This is a genomic window from Pseudomonas sp. 382, from assembly GCF_002759075.1.
Lineage (GTDB): Bacteria > Pseudomonadota > Gammaproteobacteria > Pseudomonadales > Pseudomonadaceae > Aquipseudomonas > Aquipseudomonas vlassakiae.
This window is the reverse complement of record NZ_PEMX01000002.1, coordinates 321,763-343,468: the sequence shown is the minus strand read 5'-3', so window position 1 is coordinate 343,468 and position 21,706 is coordinate 321,763. Positions and strand designations below refer to the sequence as shown.

The 21,706-nt window shown below is 63.6% G+C and carries 23 protein-coding genes; 14 read left to right on the top strand and 9 right to left on the bottom strand.

All coding sequences use genetic code 11. The features are described 5' to 3' along the window. Both lysA and CQW31_RS04640 read right to left on the bottom strand, forming a co-directional pair. The gene (lysA, locus tag CQW31_RS04645) at positions 1-1,248 is read right to left on the bottom strand and encodes a diaminopimelate decarboxylase (RefSeq protein WP_054886460.1); all 1,248 of its coding nucleotides are present in this window, start codon (positions 1,246-1,248) and stop codon (positions 1-3) included. Positions 1,249-1,257: 9 nt separating this feature from the next. After that, positions 1,258-1,461 carry a lipoprotein gene (locus CQW31_RS04640; protein WP_054886459.1) on the bottom strand — a complete coding sequence of 68 codons (204 nt, stop codon included), beginning with the start codon at positions 1,459-1,461 and terminating at the stop codon, positions 1,258-1,260. 216 nt (positions 1,462-1,677) lie between these two features. Between CQW31_RS04640 and cyaY the strand changes: the two genes are divergently transcribed. From cyaY to rnk, 3 genes are all read left to right on the top strand, one after another. Then, positions 1,678-2,010, top strand: a complete 333-nt coding sequence (gene cyaY / locus CQW31_RS04635; protein ID WP_054886458.1) for an iron donor protein CyaY — start codon at positions 1,678-1,680, stop codon at positions 2,008-2,010. Between the two features lies 1 nt (position 2,011). Then, positions 2,012-2,224 (top strand): DUF1289 domain-containing protein, encoded by a 213-nt coding sequence (locus CQW31_RS04630; RefSeq protein WP_054886457.1) that lies wholly within the window; start codon positions 2,012-2,014, stop codon positions 2,222-2,224. A 132-nt stretch (positions 2,225-2,356) separates the two neighbouring features. Continuing rightward, on the top strand, positions 2,357-2,767 hold the full coding sequence (rnk, locus tag CQW31_RS04625) for a nucleoside diphosphate kinase regulator (RefSeq protein WP_099813892.1): 411 nt from the start codon (positions 2,357-2,359) through the stop codon (positions 2,765-2,767). Positions 2,768-2,885: 118 nt separating this feature from the next. On the opposite strand, the gene CQW31_RS04620 is transcribed toward rnk, so the two are convergent. The 3 genes from CQW31_RS04620 to CQW31_RS04610 all read right to left on the bottom strand — a co-directional run bounded on the left by CQW31_RS04620 (position 2,886) and on the right by CQW31_RS04610 (position 6,574). Continuing rightward, the gene (locus tag CQW31_RS04620) at positions 2,886-5,750 is read right to left on the bottom strand and encodes a class I adenylate cyclase (RefSeq protein WP_099813891.1); all 2,865 of its coding nucleotides are present in this window, start codon (positions 5,748-5,750) and stop codon (positions 2,886-2,888) included. 209 nt (positions 5,751-5,959) lie between these two features. Then, positions 5,960-6,205 (bottom strand): TIGR02647 family protein, encoded by a 246-nt coding sequence (locus CQW31_RS04615; protein ID WP_099813890.1) that lies wholly within the window; start codon positions 6,203-6,205, stop codon positions 5,960-5,962. Between the two features lie 69 nt (positions 6,206-6,274). After that, positions 6,275-6,574 (bottom strand): hypothetical protein, encoded by a 300-nt coding sequence (locus tag CQW31_RS04610; RefSeq protein ID WP_099813889.1) that lies wholly within the window; start codon positions 6,572-6,574, stop codon positions 6,275-6,277. Between the two features lie 147 nt (positions 6,575-6,721). Between CQW31_RS04610 and CQW31_RS04605 the strand changes: the two genes are divergently transcribed. Further along, positions 6,722-7,384: a glutathione S-transferase gene (locus tag CQW31_RS04605; protein WP_099813888.1), complete on the top strand. Its 663-nt coding sequence runs from the start codon at positions 6,722-6,724 to the stop codon at positions 7,382-7,384. 134 nt (positions 7,385-7,518) lie between these two features. Here the strand turns inward: CQW31_RS04605 and argH are convergent, their stop codons facing one another. Further along, a complete protein-coding gene (gene argH, locus CQW31_RS04600; RefSeq protein WP_099813887.1) occupies positions 7,519-8,913 on the bottom strand; it encodes an argininosuccinate lyase in 1,395 nt (464 codons plus the stop codon). A 309-nt stretch (positions 8,914-9,222) separates the two neighbouring features. On the opposite strand from argH, the gene CQW31_RS04595 reads away from it, so the two are divergent. The 7 genes from CQW31_RS04595 (at position 9,223) to CQW31_RS04565 (ending at position 15,662) form a co-directional block, all read left to right on the top strand. Continuing rightward, positions 9,223-9,972 (top strand): LytTR family DNA-binding domain-containing protein, encoded by a 750-nt coding sequence (locus CQW31_RS04595; RefSeq protein WP_054886451.1) that lies wholly within the window; start codon positions 9,223-9,225, stop codon positions 9,970-9,972. 172 nt (positions 9,973-10,144) lie between these two features. Beyond that, on the top strand, positions 10,145-11,086 hold the full coding sequence (gene hemC / locus CQW31_RS04590) for a hydroxymethylbilane synthase (RefSeq protein ID WP_099813886.1): 942 nt from the start codon (positions 10,145-10,147) through the stop codon (positions 11,084-11,086). Further along, a complete protein-coding gene (locus CQW31_RS04585; protein ID WP_099813885.1) occupies positions 11,083-11,865 on the top strand; it encodes a uroporphyrinogen-III synthase in 783 nt (260 codons plus the stop codon). The genes hemC and CQW31_RS04585 overlap by 4 nt, the downstream gene beginning before the upstream one ends. Positions 11,866-11,896: 31 nt before the next feature. Further along, the gene (locus CQW31_RS04580; RefSeq protein ID WP_099813884.1) at positions 11,897-12,997 is read left to right on the top strand and encodes a uroporphyrinogen-III C-methyltransferase; all 1,101 of its coding nucleotides are present in this window, start codon (positions 11,897-11,899) and stop codon (positions 12,995-12,997) included. After that, positions 12,994-14,232 (top strand): heme biosynthesis HemY N-terminal domain-containing protein, encoded by a 1,239-nt coding sequence (locus CQW31_RS04575; RefSeq protein WP_054886447.1) that lies wholly within the window; start codon positions 12,994-12,996, stop codon positions 14,230-14,232. The genes CQW31_RS04580 and CQW31_RS04575 overlap by 4 nt, the downstream gene beginning before the upstream one ends. A gap of 221 nt (positions 14,233-14,453) precedes the next feature. Further along, on the top strand, positions 14,454-14,960 hold the full coding sequence (locus CQW31_RS04570) for a disulfide bond formation protein B (protein ID WP_099813883.1): 507 nt from the start codon (positions 14,454-14,456) through the stop codon (positions 14,958-14,960). A 231-nt stretch (positions 14,961-15,191) separates the two neighbouring features. Next, positions 15,192-15,662 (top strand): Rsd/AlgQ family anti-sigma factor, encoded by a 471-nt coding sequence (locus CQW31_RS04565; RefSeq protein ID WP_054886445.1) that lies wholly within the window; start codon positions 15,192-15,194, stop codon positions 15,660-15,662. A 9-nt stretch (positions 15,663-15,671) separates the two neighbouring features. Here the strand turns inward: CQW31_RS04565 and CQW31_RS04560 are convergent, their stop codons facing one another. Further along, the gene (locus tag CQW31_RS04560; RefSeq protein WP_099813882.1) at positions 15,672-16,337 is read right to left on the bottom strand and encodes an FKBP-type peptidyl-prolyl cis-trans isomerase; all 666 of its coding nucleotides are present in this window, start codon (positions 16,335-16,337) and stop codon (positions 15,672-15,674) included. 224 nt (positions 16,338-16,561) lie between these two features. Here CQW31_RS04560 and CQW31_RS04555 point away from each other — a divergent pair, with 224 nt between their 5' ends. After that, positions 16,562-17,632, top strand: a complete 1,071-nt coding sequence (locus CQW31_RS04555; protein WP_099813881.1) for an AlgP family protein — start codon at positions 16,562-16,564, stop codon at positions 17,630-17,632. On the opposite strand, the gene CQW31_RS04550 is transcribed toward CQW31_RS04555, so the two are convergent. After that, positions 17,608-18,090: a TIGR02444 family protein gene (locus CQW31_RS04550; RefSeq protein ID WP_054886442.1), complete on the bottom strand. Its 483-nt coding sequence runs from the start codon at positions 18,088-18,090 to the stop codon at positions 17,608-17,610. The genes CQW31_RS04555 and CQW31_RS04550 overlap by 25 nt on opposite strands. A 50-nt stretch (positions 18,091-18,140) precedes the next feature. Between CQW31_RS04550 and CQW31_RS04545 the strand changes: the two genes are divergently transcribed. Continuing rightward, positions 18,141-20,051: an ATP-binding cassette domain-containing protein gene (locus CQW31_RS04545; protein ID WP_054886441.1), complete on the top strand. Its 1,911-nt coding sequence runs from the start codon at positions 18,141-18,143 to the stop codon at positions 20,049-20,051. 152 nt (positions 20,052-20,203) lie between these two features. Continuing rightward, a complete protein-coding gene (locus CQW31_RS04540) occupies positions 20,204-20,836 on the top strand; it encodes a LysE family transporter (protein WP_054886440.1) in 633 nt (210 codons plus the stop codon). A 115-nt stretch (positions 20,837-20,951) separates the two neighbouring features. On the opposite strand, the gene CQW31_RS04535 is transcribed toward CQW31_RS04540, so the two are convergent. After that, entirely contained in the window at positions 20,952-21,704 is a 753-nt protein-coding gene (locus tag CQW31_RS04535) for a slipin family protein (RefSeq protein ID WP_054886439.1), read from the bottom strand. Between the last annotated feature and the right edge of the window lie 2 nt (positions 21,705-21,706).

The following is a 21,706-nucleotide window of genomic DNA, read 5'->3' as shown; positions in this document are numbered from 1 at the left end:
TCACTCCGGCAGCAGGCTTTCGCCAGCGTACAGTTCGGCGATGGTCTCGCGGCGGCGGACTTCGAAAGCCTGGTCGCCGTCGACCAGGATTTCCGCACAACGGCCACGGGTGTTGTAGTTCGAGCTCATGACGAAACCATAGGCGCCCGCCGACTGTACAGCCAGCAGGTCACCTTCGGCCAGGTTCAGCACGCGGTCCTTGGCGAGGAAGTCGCCGGTTTCGCAGATCGGGCCTACCAGGTCATAGGCACGGCCTTCGCCCGCCCGCGGCGTGACCGCGCTGACCCCCATCCAGGCCTGGTACAGGGCCGGGCGGATCAGGTCGTTCATCGCTGCATCGATGATGGCGAAGTCCTTGTGTTCGGTGTGCTTGAGGTATTCCACGCGGGTCAGCAGGGCACCGGCGTTGGCCACGATATAGCGGCCTGGCTCGAACACCAGGGCCAGGTCACGGCTGCCGACGCGCTCACGGATGGCCTTGATGTAGTCGGCCACCAGCGGCGGCTCTTCGTCGCGATAGCGCACGCCAACGCCGCCACCCAGGTCCAGGTGGCGCAGGTGGATGCCGCACTCGGCCAGGCGGTCGACCAGGGCCAGCAGGCGGTCGAGGGCATCGAGGAACGGGTCGACGGTGGTCAACTGCGAACCGATGTGGCAGTCGACACCGACTACGTCCAGGTTCGGCAGCTGCGCGGCGCGCACGTAGATGGCTTCGGCGTCGGCGATGGCGATGCCGAACTTGTTCTCTTTGAGGCCGGTGGAGATGTACGGGTGAGTGCCGGCATCGACGTCCGGGTTCACGCGCAGCGAGATCGGCGCAACCTTGCCCATCTCGGCGGCTACCACTTGCAGGCGTTCGAGTTCGTCGGTGGACTCGACGTTGAAGCAGTGCACGCCGACTTCCAGGGCGCGGCGCATGTCTTCACGGGTCTTGCCGACGCCGGAGAAGACCACGCGATCGGCGCGCCCGCCAGCGGCCAGCACGCGCTCCAGCTCACCGCCGGAGACGATGTCGAAGCCTGCGCCCAGGCGCGCCAGGACGTTCAGTACGCCAAGGTTGGAGTTGGCCTTGACGGCGAAGCAGACCAGGTGATCGGTGCCTTGCAGGGCATCGGTGTAGCTGCGGTACTGGGCTTCGATGTGAGCGCGCGAGTACACGTAGGTCGGGGTGCCGAAGCGTTCGGCGATGGCCGACAGGGCGACGCCCTCCGCGAACAGTTCACCGTCGCGGTAGTTGAAAGCGTTCATCTGAATTCCTTACTGCTCTGGCGTCTGCTCGGGCTGGATTGGCTGCTCTTCCTGCGGCTGGACCGCTGGAGCGTGCTGGTGCTGGTGCGACTTTTTCGGGCCTTTGCCGTCCTTGCCGTCTTCTGGCAGGTACAGGGGGCCCTTCTGACCGCAGGCCGAAACGAGGCAGGCAACCGCGACCAGCGCCGCGAGCGAGGAAATCAGGCGCTTCATGGGTGAAATCCTTTGAAATATGCAGTATTGCGCCCGAGTATACCGAGCGACCGGCGGATTGCCTATGCAAGAGCCGGTCCGTCGGGCGGGCTATGCTTAGGGGCCCTCGCCACGGTAATCGGGCCGGTGGCGAGCGGGGCTAAACCTTTGCATTCATGGCCCGGCGCCCGTATCTTGCCGGCTTGCCCGTAAAGCAGCCAATTCGAGGTTCCTGCAATGAGTTTGAGCGAAGCGCGTTTCCATGATCTGGTCGACGCGACCCAACAGGCCCTGGAAGACTTGTTCGACGAGAGCGGCCTGGACCTGGACATGGAAAATTCTGGCGGCGTGCTGACCGTCAAGTTCGAAGGCGGCGCCCAGCTGATCTTCAGTCGCCAGGAGCCGTTGCGCCAGCTGTGGCTGGCCGACCGTTCCGGCGGCTTCCACTTCGACTACGACGAGGAAAGCGGCAAGTGGGTGTGCGAGAAGAGCGAAGAACTGCTGAACGAAATGCTCGAGCGTATCGTCTGGGAGCGGGCCGGCGAGAAGCTGGACTTCGACGAGATCTGACATGACCAGCCAGGCGCGGCCACCCAAGCCGCTGTACAGCAACGTCAGCCCGGCGGTGCCGTCGCCCTGCATCAGCGTCTGCCGGCTGGATGAGCAGCGGGTATGCACCGGCTGCCACCGGCATGTCGAGCACATTCGCGAATGGCGCTCGGCCGACGACGAACGGCGCCGGCAGATCTGCCGCGAAGCCGAGGCGCTGCGCGCACGGGCTTGAGTATTTGCCCGGCTGTGGTAGTGTCGGGTGGTGCGTCGGTGACGCAAAAGCATCCACAAACCCCGCCCTTGGGCGGGGTTTTGCTTTATCTGCCCGCAGCAAACCGCCTGTTCAAAGGAGTCTGACTGGATCATGAGCACCAAGCCTTCCCTCATCCTCACCCGATTGGACGTACAACGTCTCGAGCGCCTGATCGACAGCCTCGACGAGAATACGCCGGGTGTGCTCGCCTTGCAGGAGGAGCTGGACCGTGCCGCTCAGGTGGTCGGCCATGAGGAAGTGCCCGCCGGAGTGGTGACCATGAACTCGCGGGTGCATTGCCGTGAAGAGGCCAGTGGCAAGGACTACCACCTGACCCTGGTGTACCCGAAAGATGCCGGTGGAGAAGGCACGGTTTCGATCCTCGCGCCAATCGGTTGTGCGCTGCTGGGCTTGTCGGTGGGCGAGCAGATCGACTGGCCGGCTCCCGGAGGCAAGACGCTCAAGCTGAAGTTGCTGGAAGTTGAATACCAGCCAGAAGCGGCTGGCGATTTCGACCTCTGAAATCCCCGGGGCCGCTTTGCGGCCCTTTCGCGACACAAGGCCGCTCCTACAGGAATACCCGATCTCCTGTAGGAGCGGCCTTGTGTCGCGAAAGGGCTGCGAAGCAGCCCCGGCATCCTCAAGGCTCCACCTTAGCCTGCAACTTCGCCAATCCATCATTCAGCGCCTGTTCCAGCTCGCGCTTGTAGCGCAGGTACAGGCTGGTCGACCCCTGCTCATCCTCGAGCAGCTCGGACAAGTCCAGGTCGGTGATATAGCAGCGGTAATGCCCGGCGCTACGCCGCTGGCCAAGGATCTGCCGGGCGACCACCTCATACAGTTGGTCGCCATGCTCCAGCTCGGAAAACTCCTGCTGGTCGCAATACAGCGTCACATGCACCCCATTCCCCGTGCCGGCCTGCAAAATGGCCTGAACCTCATAATATGGCTGGTCGACGCCAGCGCTGGGCGCCGGGCGCGGCTCGATGGTGCGCGCGTTGCCCGGGCCGGAAGGCAGCAGCTGGGCATAGTGGATAGCCAGTGAAGCCTGTTGCAGATGGTCGAGTGGAAGGCGGGCATCGTGGCGCACCACCACCGAACGCAGAAAGCGTTGCAACGGCAGCAGCAGGTGACTTTCGTCAAACATTGGCAGGCGCTGTTGCCACAGGGCGTTGTACTCGTCCAGCACGTACAGGTCGGCCCAGCCGTCGAGCAGGCGGTAGAACACCTGGATGCAATTACGCCGGCCTTGTTCCAGCACCAGGGGCAAGTCGTAGTCTTGCAGTGCATTGCCATCCAGGTGCAACGGGCTGTAGTGGCTGCGCACTTCACCCAGGTGATCGAGCACGGCGCCATGTTCGGACAGGGTCGCCAGGCTAACCTGGCCTGGCAACAGTTCCAGCACGTGAGTGTACTGTGCCACTTGCAGCAGGTAGCGGTGATTCAGCCCCTGGTCGAGCAGCAGTTGCGCAGTGTCGAAGATTTCCTCGACCCGCTGGCTGATGGCCTGGGCGCGGTTGTGGCAAAAGCAGCGCACCCGCACCTGCGGGCGGTGGCTGCGCTGGCCGAGGCTGTTGAGGAAGTCACGCAGGCAGCGCAGCAGCGCGTGCTCGCCGTCGTAGCGCTGCACCAGCACTTCGTTCCAGCTGTTGAGGGTGACCTGATCAAGCGTCAGCACCAGGTTCTCGCGCACACCGGCATAGCTCAACGAATCGGTGCGCTCGGTGGTCATCAGGATGTTCAGGTCCCGGTGATGACGCAGTGGATCGACGCCGACATTGACCAGCAGCAGGATCTCGTCAGCCACGCTCGGTTGCAGCAGGCGCGCTTCGCTGACGCTGGCCAGTGGCAGCGGGATGCTCTGCTGCAGGCTGCCCAGCAGGTTGAACAGCTCGAATTCGCTGAGGTCGCTGTCGCCGGGGTGCAGCGCCAGGCGCGTGGTGTGGTCGATGACGCCATTGCGGTGGGCCCAGGTCAGCAGCTCGAGCAGTTCACGGCAGCGCTTGATCGGGCTGAAATGCTCCCATTCGTATACGCCCAGGTTGCCGTTGTAGAGGCCCCAGTGATGACTGCCAGGCTCCTTGCGGTTCGGGGACTGGACCAGCGTCAAGGTATCTTCGGCAATGTCCGGGGCAATGCCCGGGTTGATCACTTCGATCTTGCCGGCGCGGCGTTCGAAGGCGGCGTACAGGCGCCGGCCCAGGGCATTCAGGTCACGCTGGTCGGCGCGGCTGGTGGCACCCTGGTTTTGCGCGAACTGGCCGAGAAAGCGATAGCTATGGTTGAGCTCCGCCACCAGCTCACGGCGTTCGAGGGCGACCTGGCGCACCTTCCATTGGCTGCGGCTGTCGAGCATGACCAGCTGGCGTTCGTCCCAGCCCCACTCATCGGTAAGGCGCTGCAACAGTTGGCGCTGCCAGCCGTTGTTACGGCTGCGGTCCAGGCCACTCAGCTTCTTGTTGACCTTGAGGTAAAGGCTGCGCCTGACCAGCTCGAGCCGAGCGGTTTCACCGCGTTGCTGCAGATAGCGCTCGATGCGCCGGTACACCATCACATAGGGGTCGAGTTCGTCGAGGTTCAGATGGTTGGCGAACACCGCCTGTTTATAGTCCAGGCACAGGCAGCGCACGGTCGGGTGCTCGCTGGCATAGACTTCGGTCAGCAGCAGCTTGAGCAGTGACTTGTAGGGCGAATCGATGCCCTTGAACAACTGCCAAAGCCCGGCGCCGAGGTACTCGCCTGGTGGAATATGGGCAAGGTTGCCGAGGTCCAGGGCGTCCTGGTTGCGGATGAAACGCTTGGACAGCAGGGTCTCGGTGTAGGCCTGATAGTTGTGCTCTTCATAGACCGGCACCAGCCACCACAGCGGCGTTCGCCCGGCCAGCCAGATGGCGGTGCGATAGAACTCGTCGAGCAGCAGGAAATGTTGCGTGGTGCCGCAGTCGTCGGAGCTGAGCTGGCTGTCGCGCAGGCCCTGGGCAAAACTTTGCGGGTCGATCAGGAAGAAGTGCGCCTCGGCACCCTGGCTGGCCGCCCAGGCCTCCAGCAGCTGGCACTTGCGGCGCAACTCTTCGCGCTCGGCCTCGCTCAGGCCAGGGGCATGGCATACCCAGAGGTCCATGTCGCTCTGTTCGGCCTGGGCCAGCGTACCGAGACTGCCCATCAGGAACAGGCCGTGGATCGGGCGTGGCGGGTTGCCATGACGGGTTTTGTAGGCGAACGAGCGAGCCAGGCGCTGGGCATCGGCGACCTGCCCGGCATCTGGCTCGAACCCCGCCACCCCGGCCGGTGTGGCGCCGGATACGTAACCGGGCAACAGCGGGTGGTTGACGTGGAACAGCAGCGGCAGCAGGGTCAGGACCAGCTGCTGGCGGCTCGACAGGCCCTCCATTGCGCGTTCTAGCCGGCACTGGTTGATGTGCAGAAAGCGCGCACGCAATGTCGCCAGCACCTTGCGGTCGATGCCTTCGTCCAGGTCTGGGCGGATTTCGTGGGGGTGGTTCATTGCACACTCAGGGCGGGCCAGGAAAGCTGTGGCGAGTTTAGCCTGAGTGGGGCAGTCGGATAAGCGTCAATTGGGTTTTTGACGTCATTTTAATAGCGCCTGTTCTGGCCTCTTCGCGGGCAAGCCCGCTCCCACGGGTACTGCGCCGTACTTGAGAGCGGTGCATAACCTGTGGGAGCGGGCGTGCCCGCGAAGAGGCCGGTACAGAATCAAGCGGGCTGTGTGGATTTGAGGATGCTAAGCAACTGTTGGACGCTTTCAGCCGCATCAATCCCGAGGCTGGTGAGGTAGCCACCATCGGGCTGGTTGGTGAGTCCTTTTTCATGAAGGCGCTTGGCCGCAGCGATCTGGGCGGGCGCCGCGTCGCTGTGAACTTTGATGCCTTCCTGGTGGTTGTCCAGGTTGAACAGGGCGAGCACTTCCAGTTCGGCGATCAGTTCGGGGGTAAAAGACATGGCGACTCCTGACTTTCAGACAAGGATGGCGGCACCGCCAGCGGTGCCTGATCCTGGAGTGTAGTCGGGTTATTCGTCGTCGCTTTGACCCATCTCAGGCGGCAGCTCGGGCAGGGCACGCAGGGCGGTCTCATACCACTCGCCGTTGAATGCGCGGTCTTCCTGAAGCATGTTGTCGATCTCGAAGGCCAGCACGTGGGCCATGAGGTTGAGGATGTCTTCGCGCTCATAGCCGACCAGGGTCAGCTTGTTGAAGGTGGCCTTGGCCGCTGGCGGCTCGCCGCTTTCGATCTGGTTTTCGATGGCTTCGGTCAGCGTCGCTTCGGCGAAGGCTTCGTCGTCATTGTCGATTTCGTCGTGTTCGCTCATGGCGCTACTCCTGTGGTGGGATGCACAGTTTGCCATGCCCGCGCCGGCAATGCCCGGTCATCGACCGGGTGCATGACGCTGGTCAGGCGTCGGCGTAGCGTCTATAACAGCCGAGCCATCCCCACACGGCCTGGAGGCTGTAACCCCATGCTCAAGCTTCACGGATTCTCGGTCAGCAACTACTACAACATGGTCAAGCTGGCCCTGCTGGAGAAAGGCCTGCCTTTCGAGGAAGTCACCTTCTACGGCGGGCAGGCGCCGCAGGCACTGGAAGTCAGCCCGCGGGGCAAGGTGCCGGTGCTGGAAACCGAACACGGCTTCCTCAGCGAAACCAGCGTAATACTCGACTATATCGAGCAGACCCAAGGTGGCAAGGCGCTGCTGCCCAGCGACCCGTTCGGCCAGGCCAAGGTGCGCGAACTGCTGAAGGAAATCGAACTGTACATCGAGCTGCCGGCGCGTACCTGCTACGGCGAGTCGTTCTTCGGCATGCCGGTGGAGCCGCTGGTCAAGGAGCGCGCGCGTACCGACTTGCTGGCGGGGTTCGCCACGCTCAAGCGCAATGGCCGTTTCGCGCCTTATGTGGCGGGGGAGCAACTGACCCTGGCCGACCTGATGTTCTGCTTCTCGGTAGACCTGGCGTGCGCAGTAGGCAAGAAAGTGCTGGGTATCGACTTCCTGGCGGACTTCCCGCAGGCCAAGGCGTTGTTGCAACTGCTGGGCGAGAACCCGCACATGGCGCGGATCGTGGCGGACAAGGAGGCCTCGATGCCGGCCTTCCTGGAGATGGTACGCAGCGGCAAGCGCTGAATGACCGGGGGCTGCTTTGCAGCCCATTCGCGGGCGCGCTCGCTCCCACATGGATTGTGCATTGCCTGAGTCTTGCACCATACCTGTGGGAGCGGGCATGCCCGCGAACGAGGGCGAAGCCCTCGCAATGGGCTTTAGCGCGAAGCCAGCAGGGCCTTGCCGCGAACGACGGCAGCACGCACCTGGGCTGGCGCGGTACCACCGATGTGGTTACGGGCATTCACCGACCCCTCCAGGGTCAGCACGGCAAACACGTCCTGCTCGATCTGGTCGCTGAACTGGCGCAGTTCGTCCAGGCTCATTTCGGCCAGGTCCTTGCCCGTGTCGACGCCATACTTCACAGCGTGACCGACGATCTCGTGGCAATCACGGAACGGCAGGCCGCGGCGAACCAGATAGTCGGCCAGGTCGGTCGCGGTGGAGAAACCGCGCAGAGCCGCTTCGCGCATGATGGCGTGCTTGGGCTTGATCGCCGGGATCATGTCGGCGAAGGCGCGCAGCGAGTCGCGCAGAGTGTCGGCGGCGTCGAACAGCGGCTCCTTGTCTTCCTGGTTGTCCTTGTTGTAGGCCAGCGGCTGGCCTTTCATCAGGGTCAGCAGGCCGGTCAGGGCGCCGAAGACGCGGCCGCTCTTGCCACGCACCAGCTCCGGAACGTCCGGGTTCTTCTTCTGCGGCATGATCGAGCTGCCGGTGCAGAAGCGATCAGGCAGGTCGATGAACTGGAACTGGGCGCTGGTCCACAGCACCAGTTCTTCGGAGAAGCGCGACAGGTGCATCATCGCCACGCTGGCGGCCGCGCAGAATTCGATGGCGAAGTCACGGTCCGAGACGCCGTCCAGCGAGTTGCCGGCCACAGCTTCGAAGCCCAGCAGCTTGCAAGTCAGCTCACGGTCGATAGGGTAGGTGGTGCCGGCCAGCGCGGCACTGCCCAACGGCATGCGATTGGTGCGCTTGCGGCAGTCGACCAGGCGCTCGTAGTCGCGGCTGAGCATTTCGAACCAGGCCAGCAGGTGGTGGCCGAAGGTGACCGGCTGGGCAGTCTGCAGGTGGGTGAAGCCAGGCATGATGGTTTCGGCTTCACGTTCGGCCTGCTCCAGCAGACCCTGCTGCAGACGGGTGATCTCGGCCAGGATCAGGTCGATCTCGTCACGCAGCCACAGACGGATGTCGGTGGCCACCTGGTCGTTGCGGCTACGGCCGGTGTGCAGCTTCTTGCCAGTGATGCCGATACGGTCGGTCAGGCGTGCTTCGATGTTCATGTGCACGTCTTCGAGGTCGACACGCCAGTCGAAGCTGCCAGCCTCGATTTCGCCCTGGATGGTTTTCAGGCCATCGATGATGGTGTCGCGCTCGGCATCGCTGAGGACGCCGACCTGCGCCAGCATGGTGGCGTGGGCGATCGAACCCATGATGTCGTGGCGGTACAGGCGCTTGTCGAAGTCGACCGAGGCGGTGAAACGGGCGACGAAGGCGTCGACGGGCTCACTGAAGCGGCCGCCCCAGGACTGATTGGTCTTGTCGGTGCTCATGGATTCACTCTATGCAGGCGTGAACGAAAAAGTGGCGCCGATAATAGCAGGGTTGGGCCTGACACCGCAGGACATCGGTCGACAGAAACCGGTGGCAAACATCGGTAAAGGTGGGCGAAGACGATAATCACCGATTGAACGGCAGTGTTCCACGGACCGTCTACAGTTGGACAGAGGACTGGCAGCTATTCTGCTGGCTCAGTGAATCTTTGGCCTTCGTATCGGTCTAGAGCGTGACCGCAGCGTCGCTCGACCTGCTCTTGTCTACGCTATACCTGTGCGAGACTCACTCAGGAATCCAGAGCAATTATGAATGTCCTGATCGTTGATGACGAACCCCAAGCCCGTGAACGCCTCACACGGCTATTCGCTGAACTGGAGGGTTACACCGTGCTGGAGCCCAGCGCCACCAACGGCGAGGAGGCTCTGACACTGATCGAAAGCCTCAAGCCGGATGTGGTTCTGCTGGACATCGGCATGCCAGGCCTGGATGGCTTGCAGGTCGCTGCTCGCCTGTGCGAACGCGAGGCGCCACCGTCCGTGGTGTTCTGTACCGGCGACGACGAATACGGTGCCGAGGCGTTCAAGGACAGCACCCTCAGCCACGTGACCAAGCCAATCCAGCCTCAGGCCCTGCGCGATGCCTTGCGCAAGGCCGATAAGCCCAACCGTGCCCAGCTGGCGGCGTTGACGCGGCCTGGCAGCGAAGGCGGTGGGCCGCGCAGCCATATCAGTGCGCGTACGCGCAAGGGTATCGAGCTGATTCCATTGCCCCAGGTGATCTATTTCATTGCCGACCACAAGTACGTGACCTTGCGCCACGAAGCGGGCGAAGTGCTGCTCGACGAGCCGCTCAAGGCGTTGGAGGACGAATTCGGCGAGCGATTCGTGCGTATCCACCGCAATGCGCTGGTCGCGCGCGAACGCATCGAACGCCTGCAGCGCACGCCATTGGGGCATTTCCAGCTATTCCTCAAGGGCCTCGATGGCGACGCCCTGACTGTCAGCCGCCGGCATGTGGCGGGCGTGCGCAAGATGATGCAAACACTCCAAGGCTGAGCCTGCATGGCAACGGCTGCGCCCTTGTGCGCGGCTGAAGCCGCTCCCACAGGTACGGCGCCGCCTGTAGGGGCGGCTTTAGCCGCGAAGGGCCGTTACGCTGATCCACATCTGCTGGCGATGCCGGTGATGCTGTTATCATCAGCGGCATTTCTCTGGATCGGGGCGTTTCATGTCCACTCGCGAAATCCGCATTGCCACCCGTAAAAGTGCCTTGGCCTTGTGGCAGGCCGAATATGTCAAAGCCCGCCTCGAGCAGGCGCACCCCGGTCTGCGGGTGACCCTGGTACCCATGGTCAGTCGCGGCGACAAGTTGCTCGACGCACCGCTGGCGAAAATCGGCGGCAAGGGGCTGTTCGTCAAAGAGCTGGAAACAGCGCTGCTGGACAACGAGGCCGACATCGCCGTGCATTCGATGAAGGATGTGCCCATGGACTTCCCCGATGGCCTGGGCCTGTTCTGCATCTGCGAGCGTGAAGACCCGCGTGATGCATTCGTCTCCAACACCTTCGCCAGCCTCGACGCCCTGCCAGCCGGCAGCATCGTCGGCACCTCCAGCCTGCGCCGCCAGGCCCAGTTGCTGGCGCGTCGGCCGGACCTCAAAATCCACTTCCTGCGCGGCAACGTCAACACCCGCCTGGCCAAGCTCGATGCCGGCGAGTACGACGCCATCATCCTCGCCGCCGCGGGCTTGATCCGCCTGGGCTTCGAGGACCGCATCAGCGATACCATCAGCGTCGACCACAGCCTGCCAGCCGGTGGCCAGGGCGCGGTGGGTATCGAGTGCCGCAGCGCCGACACTGAAATCCATGCCCTGCTGGCGCCGCTGCACCATGCCGATACCGCCGACCGTGTAGTCGCCGAACGTGCCATGAACAGGCGCCTCAACGGCGGCTGCCAGGTGCCGATCGCCTGCTATGCGGTGCTCGAAGGCGATCAGCTGTGGTTGCGCGGCCTGGTTGGCCAGCCAAGTGGCGGGACCTTGCTGGTGGCGGATGCCCGTGCGCCGCGTGCGGCTGCCGAGACCTTGGGCGTGCAGGTCGCCGAAGCCCTGCTGGGCCAGGGTGCCGAAGCCATACTCAACGAAGTCTACGGCGAGGCCGGGCATCCGTGAGCCCCTGGCGCCTGCTGCTGACCCGGCCTGAAGATGACTGCGCGGCACTGGCGCAGAGCCTGGCCGTTGCCGGTGTGGCCAGCAGTTGCCTGCCGTTGCTGGCCATCGAGCCCGTCGCGCTGGCTGACGGGCAGCGTCGGCAGCTGGCCGCGCTGGCGCAGTACCAGGCGATCATCGTGGTCAGCAAGCCGGCGGCCCGGCTGCTGCTTGGGCAGCTGCAGGGCGCTGGCTTGCAAGCGCCCCCCGCAGGCTGGTTTACCGTGGGTGAGGCGACGGCAGCAGTGCTGCAGTGCGCAGGTCTTCAGGTGACATTCCCCATGCAAGGCGATGACAGCGAGGCCTTGCTCGCACTCCCGGGCCTGCGCAAGGCTACTGCGGCGCCTGAGGCGCGCGTGCTGATCGTTCGTGGTGTCGGAGGTCGCGAACTGCTGGCCGAGCGTCTTGCAGAGCAAGGTGCTAGTGTCGAATATCTGGAACTGTATCGTCGCTGCCTGCCGGCGTACCCGGCGGGCACGCTGATGCGCCGCATAGAAGCGGAACGCCTCAATGGCCTGGTGGTCAGCAGTGGGCAGGGTCTTGAACATTTGCAGCAAATGGCTGGCGCCGACTGGCCGCAGATAGCCAGGCTGGCGTTGTTCGTGCCCAGCCCGCGGGTCGCCGAACAGGCCCGGGCCGCCGGGGCCCAACAGGTTGTGGATTGCCGTGGCGCGAGTGCCACGGCCTTGCTGGCAGCCGTGCAGCGCAGCGCTGTACCTGCCTCTCAAGGCGCTTCGCACTAGCGCGAGGCGCCCCCATGCAAAGGATGGATACGTGAGCGAAACTGTCTTGCCCAACAATGATCAGCCGTCGGCGCAGCAGCCGGCGCAACCCGTCACCGACAAGCCTGTAAAGCGCTCTGGCAGTGGTCTGGCCGTGCTGGCGCTGTTGCTGGGTGCGGCCGGGGTCGCAGTAGGGGGTTGGGGTGTCTGGCAGGTGCGGCAGCTGCAAGGCAGCGAGGTGAACCAGGGTCAGCACCTTGAAGCCCTCAGCCAGCGCGCCGCGGCGCTGCAGCAGCGTGAGCAGCAGATCAGTGCCCAACTGGCCAGCCTGCCGGCCGCCAGTGAGCTGGAAGACCGTCGCCGCCTGGTGGCGCAATTGCAAGGCGACCAGCAGCGTCTGAGCCAGCGTCTGGAAACCGCACTCGGCGAAAGCCGCAAGGAGTGGCGCCTGGCCGAGGCCGAGCACCTGCTGCGCCTGGCTACCCTGCGCTTGTCGGCGCTGCAGGACATCACCAGCGCCAAGGCCCTGGTTGAAGGGGCCGACGAAATCCTCCGTGAACAGAGCGACCCTGGCGCCTTTGCCGCCCGCGAGCAACTGGCGCGCAGCCTGGCCACGCTCAACAGTACCCAGCAGCCGGACCGCACCGGTCTGTTCCTCAAACTCGCCGCCCAGCGTGAACTGGTGCAACAGCTCAGCGCCCAGTCTCCCGAATTCGCCAGCAACGCCGATGCGCTTGGTGCGCTGACAGCCGATGGTGATGGGGCCAGTCGCCTGTCGCAGTGGTGGGCAGAAATCTCCAAGTACTTCCAGATCGACTTCAACGCCGATGACAATGTGCGGCCATTGCTGGCTGGCCAGCAACTGAACCAGTTGCGCCTGGCCCTGAGCCTGACCATCGAGCAGGCGCAGTGGGCTGCGCTCAATGGCGAGGCCAAGGTGTACAACCAGGCCCTGGATGATGCCCGCAGCGTGCTGCTGGCCAACTTCAATGCCGACAACCCGCAAAGCAAGGCGATGCTCGACAGCCTCAACGCGTTGGCCGAGCAGCCCGTCTCGGTAGTGACCCCGGACCTGAGCGAAAGCCTGGCGGCGGTGCAGGCGTACATTCAACGCCGCCATCTGCCAGCCGAGGCTGAAGGGGGCAAGCCATGAAGCGTGTCTACCTGCTGGCCGTACTGGCGATCGTGGTTGCCGCAGCGCTGGGCATCGCGGTGGCCAAGCACAGTGGTTATGTGCTGATCGCCTACGGTGGTTTCCGTTACCAGTCCGGATTGTGGGCGGCGCTCGCGGCGCTGGCGGCGGTGGTCGTCTTGCTGTTGTTGCTGCGTTATCTGGTCAGCTTGGTCCTGACCTCCAGTGGCGTGGTCAATCCGTGGTCGCGGCGTAACCGCAGCCGGCGCGTGCGGATCGCCATCGAACAGGGCCAGCTGGACCTGGCCGAGGGCCGCTGGGCCAGTGCCCAGCGCCACCTGCATCGTGCTGCCGAGGCCGAGCGCCAGCCGTTGCTGTATTACCTTGGCGCCGCCCGTGCCGCCAACGAACTGGGGCGCAAGGAGGACAGCGACAACCTGCTGGAGCGTGCGCTGGAGCGCCAGCCCCAGGCTGAACTGGCCATTGCCTTGACCCATGCGCAACTGCAGATGGACCGTGGCGAGCGGGATGCTGCGTTGGAGACCTTGCTCGCCATGCAGGAGCGCCATCCGCACAACACCCAGGTCCTGCGCCTGTTGCAACGCCTGCATCTGGAGCGTGGCGATTGGTCGGCGCTGATCCGCCTGCTGCCCGACCTGCGCAAGAACAAGGTGTTGCCGGCCGATGAGCTGGCCGCGCTGGAGAAACGCGCCTGGGGCCAGAACCTTGGCCTGGCGAGCACCCGTGGTGAGGATCCGCAAAGCGCCCGTCAGGCCCTCGAGCGTGCCTGGCAGCAGCTGACCGCTGCCCAGCGCCAAGAGCCGCAACTGGTCCTGGCCTATGCCGAACAGCTACGTCAGGTGGGTGCCCAGGGCGAAGCCGAGCAGGTGCTGCGCACCGCACTCAAGCGTGAGTACGAAAGCCATCTGGCGCGCCTGTATGGCCTGGTACGGGGTGATGATCCGGCGCGTCAGCTACAGGCTGCCGAAGGCTGGCTGAAGGCCCACCCGGACGATCCGAGCCTGCTGCTGACCCTCGGCCGCCTGAGCCTGCAGAATCGCCTGTGGGGCAAGGCGCGCGACTATCTCGAAAGCAGCCTGCGAATGGAGCGTAATCCGGAAGCCTGTGCCGAGCTTGCGCGCCTGCTCGCCAGCCTGGGCGAGACCGAACGCAGCAATCAGTTGTTCGAGGAGGGCCTTGGGCTGCTCGATGAGCGTCTTCTGGCCCTGCCGTTGCCAGAAGCTGTACGCGCCTGAGCCCTGCATGAGCCCGCGCAACGGCGCGGGCTCATGGGTCGGGTAACGTGTTCTGCGTTATAAGTTGGATTTGCAGTCTCTTCTTGGGAAGTTTCCTACAGCGTCTATGGACACTTCCCTTCCAATACAGCGACTTGTCACTCCAGTAGTGCCTTGAAACAAGCCCGCCCTTTCCTCTACCGTTCCAAGCCACTTCAACTTTTCCGGGACCTTTCTTCCCCATGCCGATGGCCAGTCTGCGCACGCTTTTCATTCCGGCATGCCTTGCTTCGCTGGCAGTGTTGGGCGCTTCCTTTTATCTCGAAAGTGTCCTTGAGCTGGTGCCTTGCCCGCTGTGTTTCAGCCAGCGGCTATTGTTGGGGATCTATGCGCTGGTCTGTCTGAGCGCGGCGCTGCATGCACCCGGTATAGCCGGGGTTCGGCTTTATGCGCGAGCGGCAATGCTCAGCGCGGCCAGCGGCGCCTTGCTGGCGGCGCGGCATGTGTGGTTGCAGGGTGCAGGTGATGCGAGCCACCTGTGCCCTTTGCCGATCGGGCGCATGTTCGAGCTGTCCTGGCGTGAAGCTGTGCGACAACTGCTGCTCGGTGGTCCTGATTGCCGCTCGCTGTCCTGGAGCTTCCTCGACCTGACCCTGCCGGAATGGAGCCTGGTGGCGTTTCTGCTACTGGCGGCGCTGCCCTTGAGTTGCCTGCTGGCGTATCGTTTCCGCTCACTTGGCAATCCTTGACCTGGCGCATGCCGGTGGCCAATAGCGGACCAATGGTGGTGTCTCACGGTATTAAACGCTTGTATGAACTTTGTCCGCTGCGTACCTTGATGCTAAGCACGCGCGGGAATAATCTCCCAGCACGCATACTGAAAACACAACTGCTCGATGCCGTCCTGCTGATGTCACCTTTGTGCTGCACGGTCTTGGTGCGAGGTGCAGCGGCATCTACCCAGAAGGGAAGAGATCGCCATGCTCGATAGTTGTCAGAACGCCCAGGAACGCTGGGGCGGGGTTCACAAGCTGATCGACCGCTGGCTCGAGGAGCGAGAGGAGCTTGTCCAGGCTTTCCGTACCTTGCGCGTCGCCAAGCCGGCCTTTGCCGACAAGGAAAAGAACCGCGACTTCTGTGCGGTGCTGGTCGACTACGTGTCAGCCTGGCATTTCGAAGTGAGTGAGCAGCTGGTCACCGAAGCCAAGGCATTCGGGGATGAGAAGGCGTTGAAACTGGCTGAAGAGATCAACCCGCGGATCAACGACATTACCCAGATCGCACTGGCCTTCAACGATCATTGCGAGAAGGGCGAGTGCAAGGACACCGAGCGCTTCGCCGAGAAGCTCGGCAAGCTGGGCAGCCTGTTGCACGAACGCTTCGAGCTGGAAGACTGCCTGATCGAAGTGCTGCATAACGCGCACAAGGAAGAGGGTGCGGTCGAAGCCTGAAGGTCGGCGTCAGTTGCCGACCGCCAGTAACTCGATTTCGAATACCAGTGGCGTGTAGGGCGCGATCAGATCACCTGCGCCCTCGGCACCATAGGCCCGTGCCGATGGGATCACCAGGCGCCAGGTCGAACCGGCTTTCATGTGCGGCAGGGCCACCTGCCAGCCGTCGATCACCGAGTCCAGGCTGAACCACTGCGGCTGCTGATTCTGGTCGAACACGGAACCATCCGGCAGCCTGCCGACATAGCGCACCTGCACTTTGCCGCCGGCTGTGGGTTGCGCACCATTCCCCGCTTTCAGTTCGCTGTACAGCACGCCTTCGGGCAGTTCGTGCACACCGGCACGCGCCCGTTCGTTGGCCATGAAGCGTGTTTCCATGGCCTGGAGTTTGGTCACCTCGGCTTGTTCGGCGGCGGCACCGGCCTGTTCCTCATGCTGCTGGAGGATGGTCTCCATCCGTGCCTTGTCGAGTTTCAAAGGCTGGCCCTGATAGGACTGGCGCAGGCCTTCTACCAGCGCATCCAGTTGCAGGCCGGGCACCTCCTGACGCAGGCGCTCCCCCAGGCTGGCGCCGAGGCTGTAGGCCAGATCATGATCGTTGGCAGGGGCGGTATCGTTGGCGGCGAGGGCGAATGGCGCCATCAGGTACAGGCCAAAAGCAAGATAACGCGGCATGGGTAACTCCAGCTCGATGAGCAAGGAAGTATGCCAGCGTTGTTGCCTCGACATGTGTAAATATCAGCAACGTTTTGTTAAGCAACTACACTTGCACGGAGCTGCAAGATAACAACTTTGCCCAGGCATGCAACGCGGCACCCTCAATACTGTCAACATGCCCTAGCGGCGGTAGCAGCAGAAGCATAGTATGAGCCGCAATCTCGTCAGCCAGGAGGTAAACCATGTCGGCTAAAAAGAAGCCAGTAAGTACGCCGTTACACCTGCTCCAGCAACTTTCGGGCAGCCTGCTCGAACACTTGGAAGAGGCCTGCTCACAAGCGCTGGCTGATGCGGAGAAATTGCTGGCCAAGTTGGAAAAGCAGCGCGGCAAAGCCCAGGAAAAACTGCATAACGGCCGCCTGAAGTTGCAGGATGCGGCGAAGGCAGGCAAAGCCAAGGCGCAGAACAAGGCGCAAAAGGTGATCGGTGAACTTGAAGAACTGCTCGATTCGCTCAAGGAACGCCAGACCCAGACCCGTACTTACATTCAACAACTCAAGCGTGATGCCCAGGAAAGTTTGAAACTGGCTCAAGGAGTGGGCAAGGTGCGCGAGGCTGCAGGCAAGGCACTCGACCAGCGTGCCGTGGCGGCCAGGACTGCCAAACCCGCTGCTGCCAAAGCACCGGCCCGCAGCACCGCCAAGCCAGCGGTCGCCAAGGCCCCGACCAAACCAGCCGCTGCCAAGGCTCCAGCCCGCGCTGCTGCCAAGCCAGTCGCCGCCAAGGCACCTGCTCGCGCTGCCAATGCCAAGCCGGTTGCCAGCAAGGCCCCAGCTAAAACCGCTGCCGCCAAACCTGCTGCCAAACCTGCTGCTGCCAAAACCCCAGCCAAGTCAGCGGCCGCCAAGCCTGCGCCAGCCAAAGCGCCGGCCAGAACCGCCTCGGCGAAGCCGGCCGCCAAACCTGTCGCTGCAAAATCCACTGCTGCCAAGCCAGCCGCCAAAGCTGCTGCTGCCAAGGCTCCAGCCAAGCCTGCGGCAGCCAAACCGGTAGCAGCCAAAGCGGCCGCCAAGCCGGCAGCCAAACCAGCAACAGCCAAGCCTGCGGCGGCCAAGCCAGCGGCAGCCAAAGCGCCGGCCAAGCCCGCTGCAAAACCTGCAGCGAAGGCCCCTGCAAAACCCGTTGCCGCCAAACCTGCAGAAGCCAAACCGGCTGCACCTGCTGCCAGTGCGCCAGCGACCAACTCGGCCGCTCCCGCTACTGCCTCGGTATCCACCAGCACTCCAGCTCAGACGCCGTCTTCGGCTTCCTGAAGCGCTGCCGCCGCGACGCGCAAGTCAACCAGCGCGTCGTGGCCGCGTGCCTGGGCCGGTGCCAGCCGGTCAAGCCAATCGTCCGTAGGCTCTAGCGAGCCTACGGGCCATTGTTGCGCACAGGTTTGCAGCCGCTGCAGCAATTGCTTCTCCGCTTCCAACTCCAGCCTCTTCAACTGCTCACGCAACGCCGCCAGGTGCGTATCGTGTTGTGCAGGCGAACGCCATTGCTTGCGCAGACTACGTAAAGGGGCCACCACATCGTGTTGCCATGGTCCGGCAATCGCACGCAGGGCCTGAGCGCGTTCTTCGCTGAAGGGCACTGCACGCGCCTGCAACCAGGTTGCACACAGCAGCAGGCAGACGTCGCCCCCCATCGCCTGAACATTCAGACAAGCCGCCTCCACTCCCGGGCGGGCATACAGCGCCAAGGCGTGATTCCACAGGTCGGTGTACATGATTCCACTCACGCTGCGGGCCGAGGAAGCTGGTAGACTCCGCGACCACTATGATCAGACTATCCAACCTCACTTTACAGCGTGGTCCGCAGCGCTTGCTAGAAGGCGCCGAGATGACCCTGCACGCCGGTCACAAGGCCGGCCTGATCGGCGCCAACGGCGCCGGAAAATCCAGCCTGTTCGCCCTGCTGCGCGGCGAGCTGTCGCCTGATGCCGGCGATTGCCAGCTGCCCGGCGACTGGCGCATTGCCCACATGCGCCAGGAGGTCGATACGCTCGACCGCCTGGCGGTGGACTATGTGCTCGACGGTGACGCCCGCCTGCGCAAGGTCCAGGCCGAGCTGGCCGTTGCCGAGCAGGCCCATGACGGCACTGCGCTGGCGCGCCTGCACAGTGAGCTGGAAGTTGCCGACGGTTACACCGCTGATGCCCGCGCTCGTAAATTGCTGGCGGGCCTGGGCTTCACCAACGAGCAGATGGACCGCCGGGTCGGTGACTTCTCCGGTGGCTGGCGGATGCGCCTGAACCTGGCCCAGGCGCTGATGTGCCCGTCTGACCTGCTGCTGCTCGACGAACCTACCAACCACCTCGATCTCGACGCGATCCTGTGGCTGGAAGACTGGCTCAAGGGTTACCCGGGCACGCTGTTGCTGATTTCCCACGACCGCGATTTTCTCGATGCCGTGGTCGACCATGTGCTGCACGTCGAGCAGCGCAAGCTCAACCTGTACAAAGGTGGTTACACCGCCTTCGAGCGCACCCGTGCCGAGCGCCTGGCGCAGCAGCAGCAGGCCTACGAGAAGCAGCAAGCGCAGCGCGCGCACATGGAGAAATACATCGCCCGCTTCAAGGCCCAGGCCACCAAGGCCCGCCAGGCACAGAGCCGGATCAAGGCCCTGGAGCGCATGGAAGAGCTGTCGGCGGCGCATGTCGATTCGCCGTTCGACTTCGTCTTCCGCGAATCGCAGAAAATCTCCAGCCCGCTGCTGAGCCTGTCCGAAGGTCGCCTGGGTTATGGCGACAAGGCGATCCTCGACAAGGTCAAGCTGCAGCTGGTCCCGGGAGCACGCATCGGTCTGCTCGGGCCCAACGGCGCCGGCAAGTCGACCCTGATCAAGAACCTCGCGGGTGAACTCGAGCCGCTGTCGGGCCGCCTGGTACGTGGCGAGAACCTTGCCGTCGGCTACTTCGCCCAGCACCAGCTCGACTCGCTGGACGACAAGGCCAGCCCGCTTCTGCATCTGCAGCGCATCGCACCCACCGAGCGCGAGCAGACCCTGCGCGATTTCCTGGGTGGCTTTGACTTCCACGGCGATCGCGTCGACGAGCCGGTGGTGAATTTCTCCGGTGGTGAGAAGGCCCGCCTGGCCCTGGCGCTGATAGCCTGGGAGCGGCCGAACCTGCTGCTGCTCGACGAACCGACCAACCACCTCGACCTGGAAATGCGCCTGGCGCTGACCATGGCCCTGCAGGAGTTTGCCGGTGCCGTGGTGGTGGTTTCCCACGACCGTCACCTGCTCAAGAGCACCACCGACGACTTCCTGCTGGTGGCCGATGGCAAGGTCGAGACCTTCGATGGCGACCTCGACGACTACAGCCGCTGGCTGGTCGAGTACCGCCAGCGTAGTGCGCCGGCCAGCAACGCCCCGGTCAACCCGGACAAGACCGACAAGAAGGCCCAGCGCCAGGCTGCGGCAGCCTTGCGCCAGCAGTTGGCACCGCACAAGAAGGCGGCCGACAAGCTGGAGACGGAGCTCAACCAGGTGCATGCGCAACTGGCCGAGATCGAGACTGCGTTGAGTGACGGTGGTGTGTACGAGGCGGCGCGCAAGGATGAATTGCGTGATCTGCTGGCGCGGCAGACCAAGTTGAAGCAGCGCGAGGGTGAGTTGGAAGAGGCCTGGATGGAGGCCTTGGAAACCCTTGAAAGCATGCAGGCTGAACTGGAAGCACTGTCCTGACAGGCAACTATCGTCTGCACTGGCCTCTTCGCGGCTAAAGCCGCTCCCACAGAGGCCAGTGCAGGCGATGGAATCCCGCAAAATTTACTGGTTATTTTTTCGCCAACGCCTTAGCTTAACGTTTTGCAACAATCGTTGAGGCGAGGTGTGTGATGTCGATGGAAGTGTGGTTGGGCTTCTTTGCTGCGTGCTGGGTGATCAGCCTGTCGCCAGGTGCCGGGGCAATTGCCTCGATGTCCAGCGGGCTACAGTACGGCTTCTGGCGTGGCTACTGGAATGCCCTGGGCCTGCAACTGGGCCTGATCGTGCAGATCGCCATCATTGCCGCCGGCGTCGGCGCCATCCTCGCCGCTTCCGCCACCGCCTTCCAGGTCATCAAATGGTTCGGCGTGGGCTATCTGGTCTACCTGGCCTACAAGCAATGGCGTGCCCTGCCCATGGACATGACCGATGAATCGGGCGTGCGCCCGATCGGCAAGCCGCTGAGCCTGGTGTTCCGTGGCTTTCTGGTCAACGTCAGCAACCCCAAGGCGCTGGTGTTCATGCTGGCGGTGCTGCCGCAGTTCATCAACCCGCACGCGCCACTGCTGCCACAGTACATCGCGATCACCGTGACCATGGTCAGCGTCGACATGCTGGTGATGGCGGGTTACACCGGGCTGGCTTCGCGGGTGTTGCGCCTGCTGCGCACGCCCAAGCAGCAGAAGCGCCTGAACCGTACCTTTGCCGGATTGTTCATCGGCGCGGCGACCTTCCTCGCCACGCTGCGCCGGGCGCCAATCTGACAAATCCGTGGGGCTGCTTTGCAGCCCTTTCGCGACACAAGGCCGCTCCTACAAGGGAACGCTATCTCCTGTAGGAGCGGCCTTGTGTCGCGAAAGGGGCGCAAAGCGCCCCCAGCTATTTCTGCCTGTCGACCAACCCCTTGAGCAAGTCGACCGGCAACGGAAAGACAATGGTCGAGCTCTTGTCCCCGGCAATCGTCCCCAGCGTCTGCATGTAACGCAACTGCATCGCCCCAGGCTCCTTGCTGAGCATCTGCGCGGCCTGCATCAACTTCTCCGACGCCTGCAGCTCGCCCTCGGCATGGATCACCTTGGCCCGCCGTTCCCGTTCGGCCTCCGCCTGACGGGCGATGGCGCGGACCATCGACTCGTTGAGGTCGACGTGCTTGATCTCGACGTTGGCCACCTTGATGCCCCAGGCGTCGGTTTGTGCGTCCAGTACCTGGCGGATGTCCAGGTTCAGCTGCTCGCGCTCGGCCAGCAATTCGTCCAGCTCGTGCTTGCCCAGTACCGCACGTAATGTAGTCTGGGCCAGTTGGCTGGTGGCGACGAGGAAGTCCTCGACCTGGATGATCGCCTTCTGCGGGTCGAGCACGCGGAAATACACCACCGCATTGACCTTTACCGACACGTTGTCGCGGGTGATCACATCCTGTGGCGGCACATCCAGCACCACGGTACGCAGGTCGACCCGGACCATCTGCTGGATGACCGGGATCAGCAGGATCAGCCCCGGCCCCTTGACCTGCCAGAAGCGCCCCAACTGGAACACCACGCCCCGCTCGTACTCGCGCAGGATGCGGAATGTCGACAGCAACAGCATCGCCAGCACGATCAGCACGGCACCGAAACCCACTTGCATGAACATCG

Coding starts and splice junctions, on each gene's coding strand:
- CQW31_RS04610 (WP_099813889.1), bottom strand. CDS start 6,574: ATGAGCGAACACGACGAAATCGACAATGACGACGAAGCCTTCGCCGAA.
- CQW31_RS04575 (WP_054886447.1), top strand. CDS start 12,994: ATGAAGCGTGTCTACCTGCTGGCCGTACTGGCGATCGTGGTTGCCGCA.
- hemC (WP_099813886.1), top strand. CDS start 10,145: ATGTCCACTCGCGAAATCCGCATTGCCACCCGTAAAAGTGCCTTGGCC.
- CQW31_RS04565 (WP_054886445.1), top strand. CDS start 15,192: ATGCTCGATAGTTGTCAGAACGCCCAGGAACGCTGGGGCGGGGTTCAC.
- CQW31_RS04555 (WP_099813881.1), top strand. CDS start 16,562: ATGTCGGCTAAAAAGAAGCCAGTAAGTACGCCGTTACACCTGCTCCAG.
- rnk (WP_099813892.1), top strand. CDS start 2,357: ATGAGCACCAAGCCTTCCCTCATCCTCACCCGATTGGACGTACAACGT.
- CQW31_RS04630 (WP_054886457.1), top strand. CDS start 2,012: ATGACCAGCCAGGCGCGGCCACCCAAGCCGCTGTACAGCAACGTCAGC.
- CQW31_RS04640 (WP_054886459.1), bottom strand. CDS start 1,461: ATGAAGCGCCTGATTTCCTCGCTCGCGGCGCTGGTCGCGGTTGCCTGC.
- CQW31_RS04540 (WP_054886440.1), top strand. CDS start 20,204: ATGTCGATGGAAGTGTGGTTGGGCTTCTTTGCTGCGTGCTGGGTGATC.
- lysA (WP_054886460.1), bottom strand. CDS start 1,248: ATGAACGCTTTCAACTACCGCGACGGTGAACTGTTCGCGGAGGGCGTC.
- CQW31_RS04595 (WP_054886451.1), top strand. CDS start 9,223: ATGAATGTCCTGATCGTTGATGACGAACCCCAAGCCCGTGAACGCCTC.
- cyaY (WP_054886458.1), top strand. CDS start 1,678: ATGAGTTTGAGCGAAGCGCGTTTCCATGATCTGGTCGACGCGACCCAA.
- CQW31_RS04550 (WP_054886442.1), bottom strand. CDS start 18,090: ATGTACACCGACCTGTGGAATCACGCCTTGGCGCTGTATGCCCGCCCG.
- CQW31_RS04560 (WP_099813882.1), bottom strand. CDS start 16,337: ATGCCGCGTTATCTTGCTTTTGGCCTGTACCTGATGGCGCCATTCGCC.
- CQW31_RS04535 (WP_054886439.1), bottom strand. CDS start 21,704: ATGTTCATGCAAGTGGGTTTCGGTGCCGTGCTGATCGTGCTGGCGATG.
- CQW31_RS04570 (WP_099813883.1), top strand. CDS start 14,454: ATGCCGATGGCCAGTCTGCGCACGCTTTTCATTCCGGCATGCCTTGCT.
- argH (WP_099813887.1), bottom strand. CDS start 8,913: ATGAGCACCGACAAGACCAATCAGTCCTGGGGCGGCCGCTTCAGTGAG.
- CQW31_RS04615 (WP_099813890.1), bottom strand. CDS start 6,205: ATGTCTTTTACCCCCGAACTGATCGCCGAACTGGAAGTGCTCGCCCTG.
- CQW31_RS04545 (WP_054886441.1), top strand. CDS start 18,141: ATGATCAGACTATCCAACCTCACTTTACAGCGTGGTCCGCAGCGCTTG.
- CQW31_RS04620 (WP_099813891.1), bottom strand. CDS start 5,750: ATGAACCACCCCCACGAAATCCGCCCAGACCTGGACGAAGGCATCGAC.
- CQW31_RS04605 (WP_099813888.1), top strand. CDS start 6,722: ATGCTCAAGCTTCACGGATTCTCGGTCAGCAACTACTACAACATGGTC.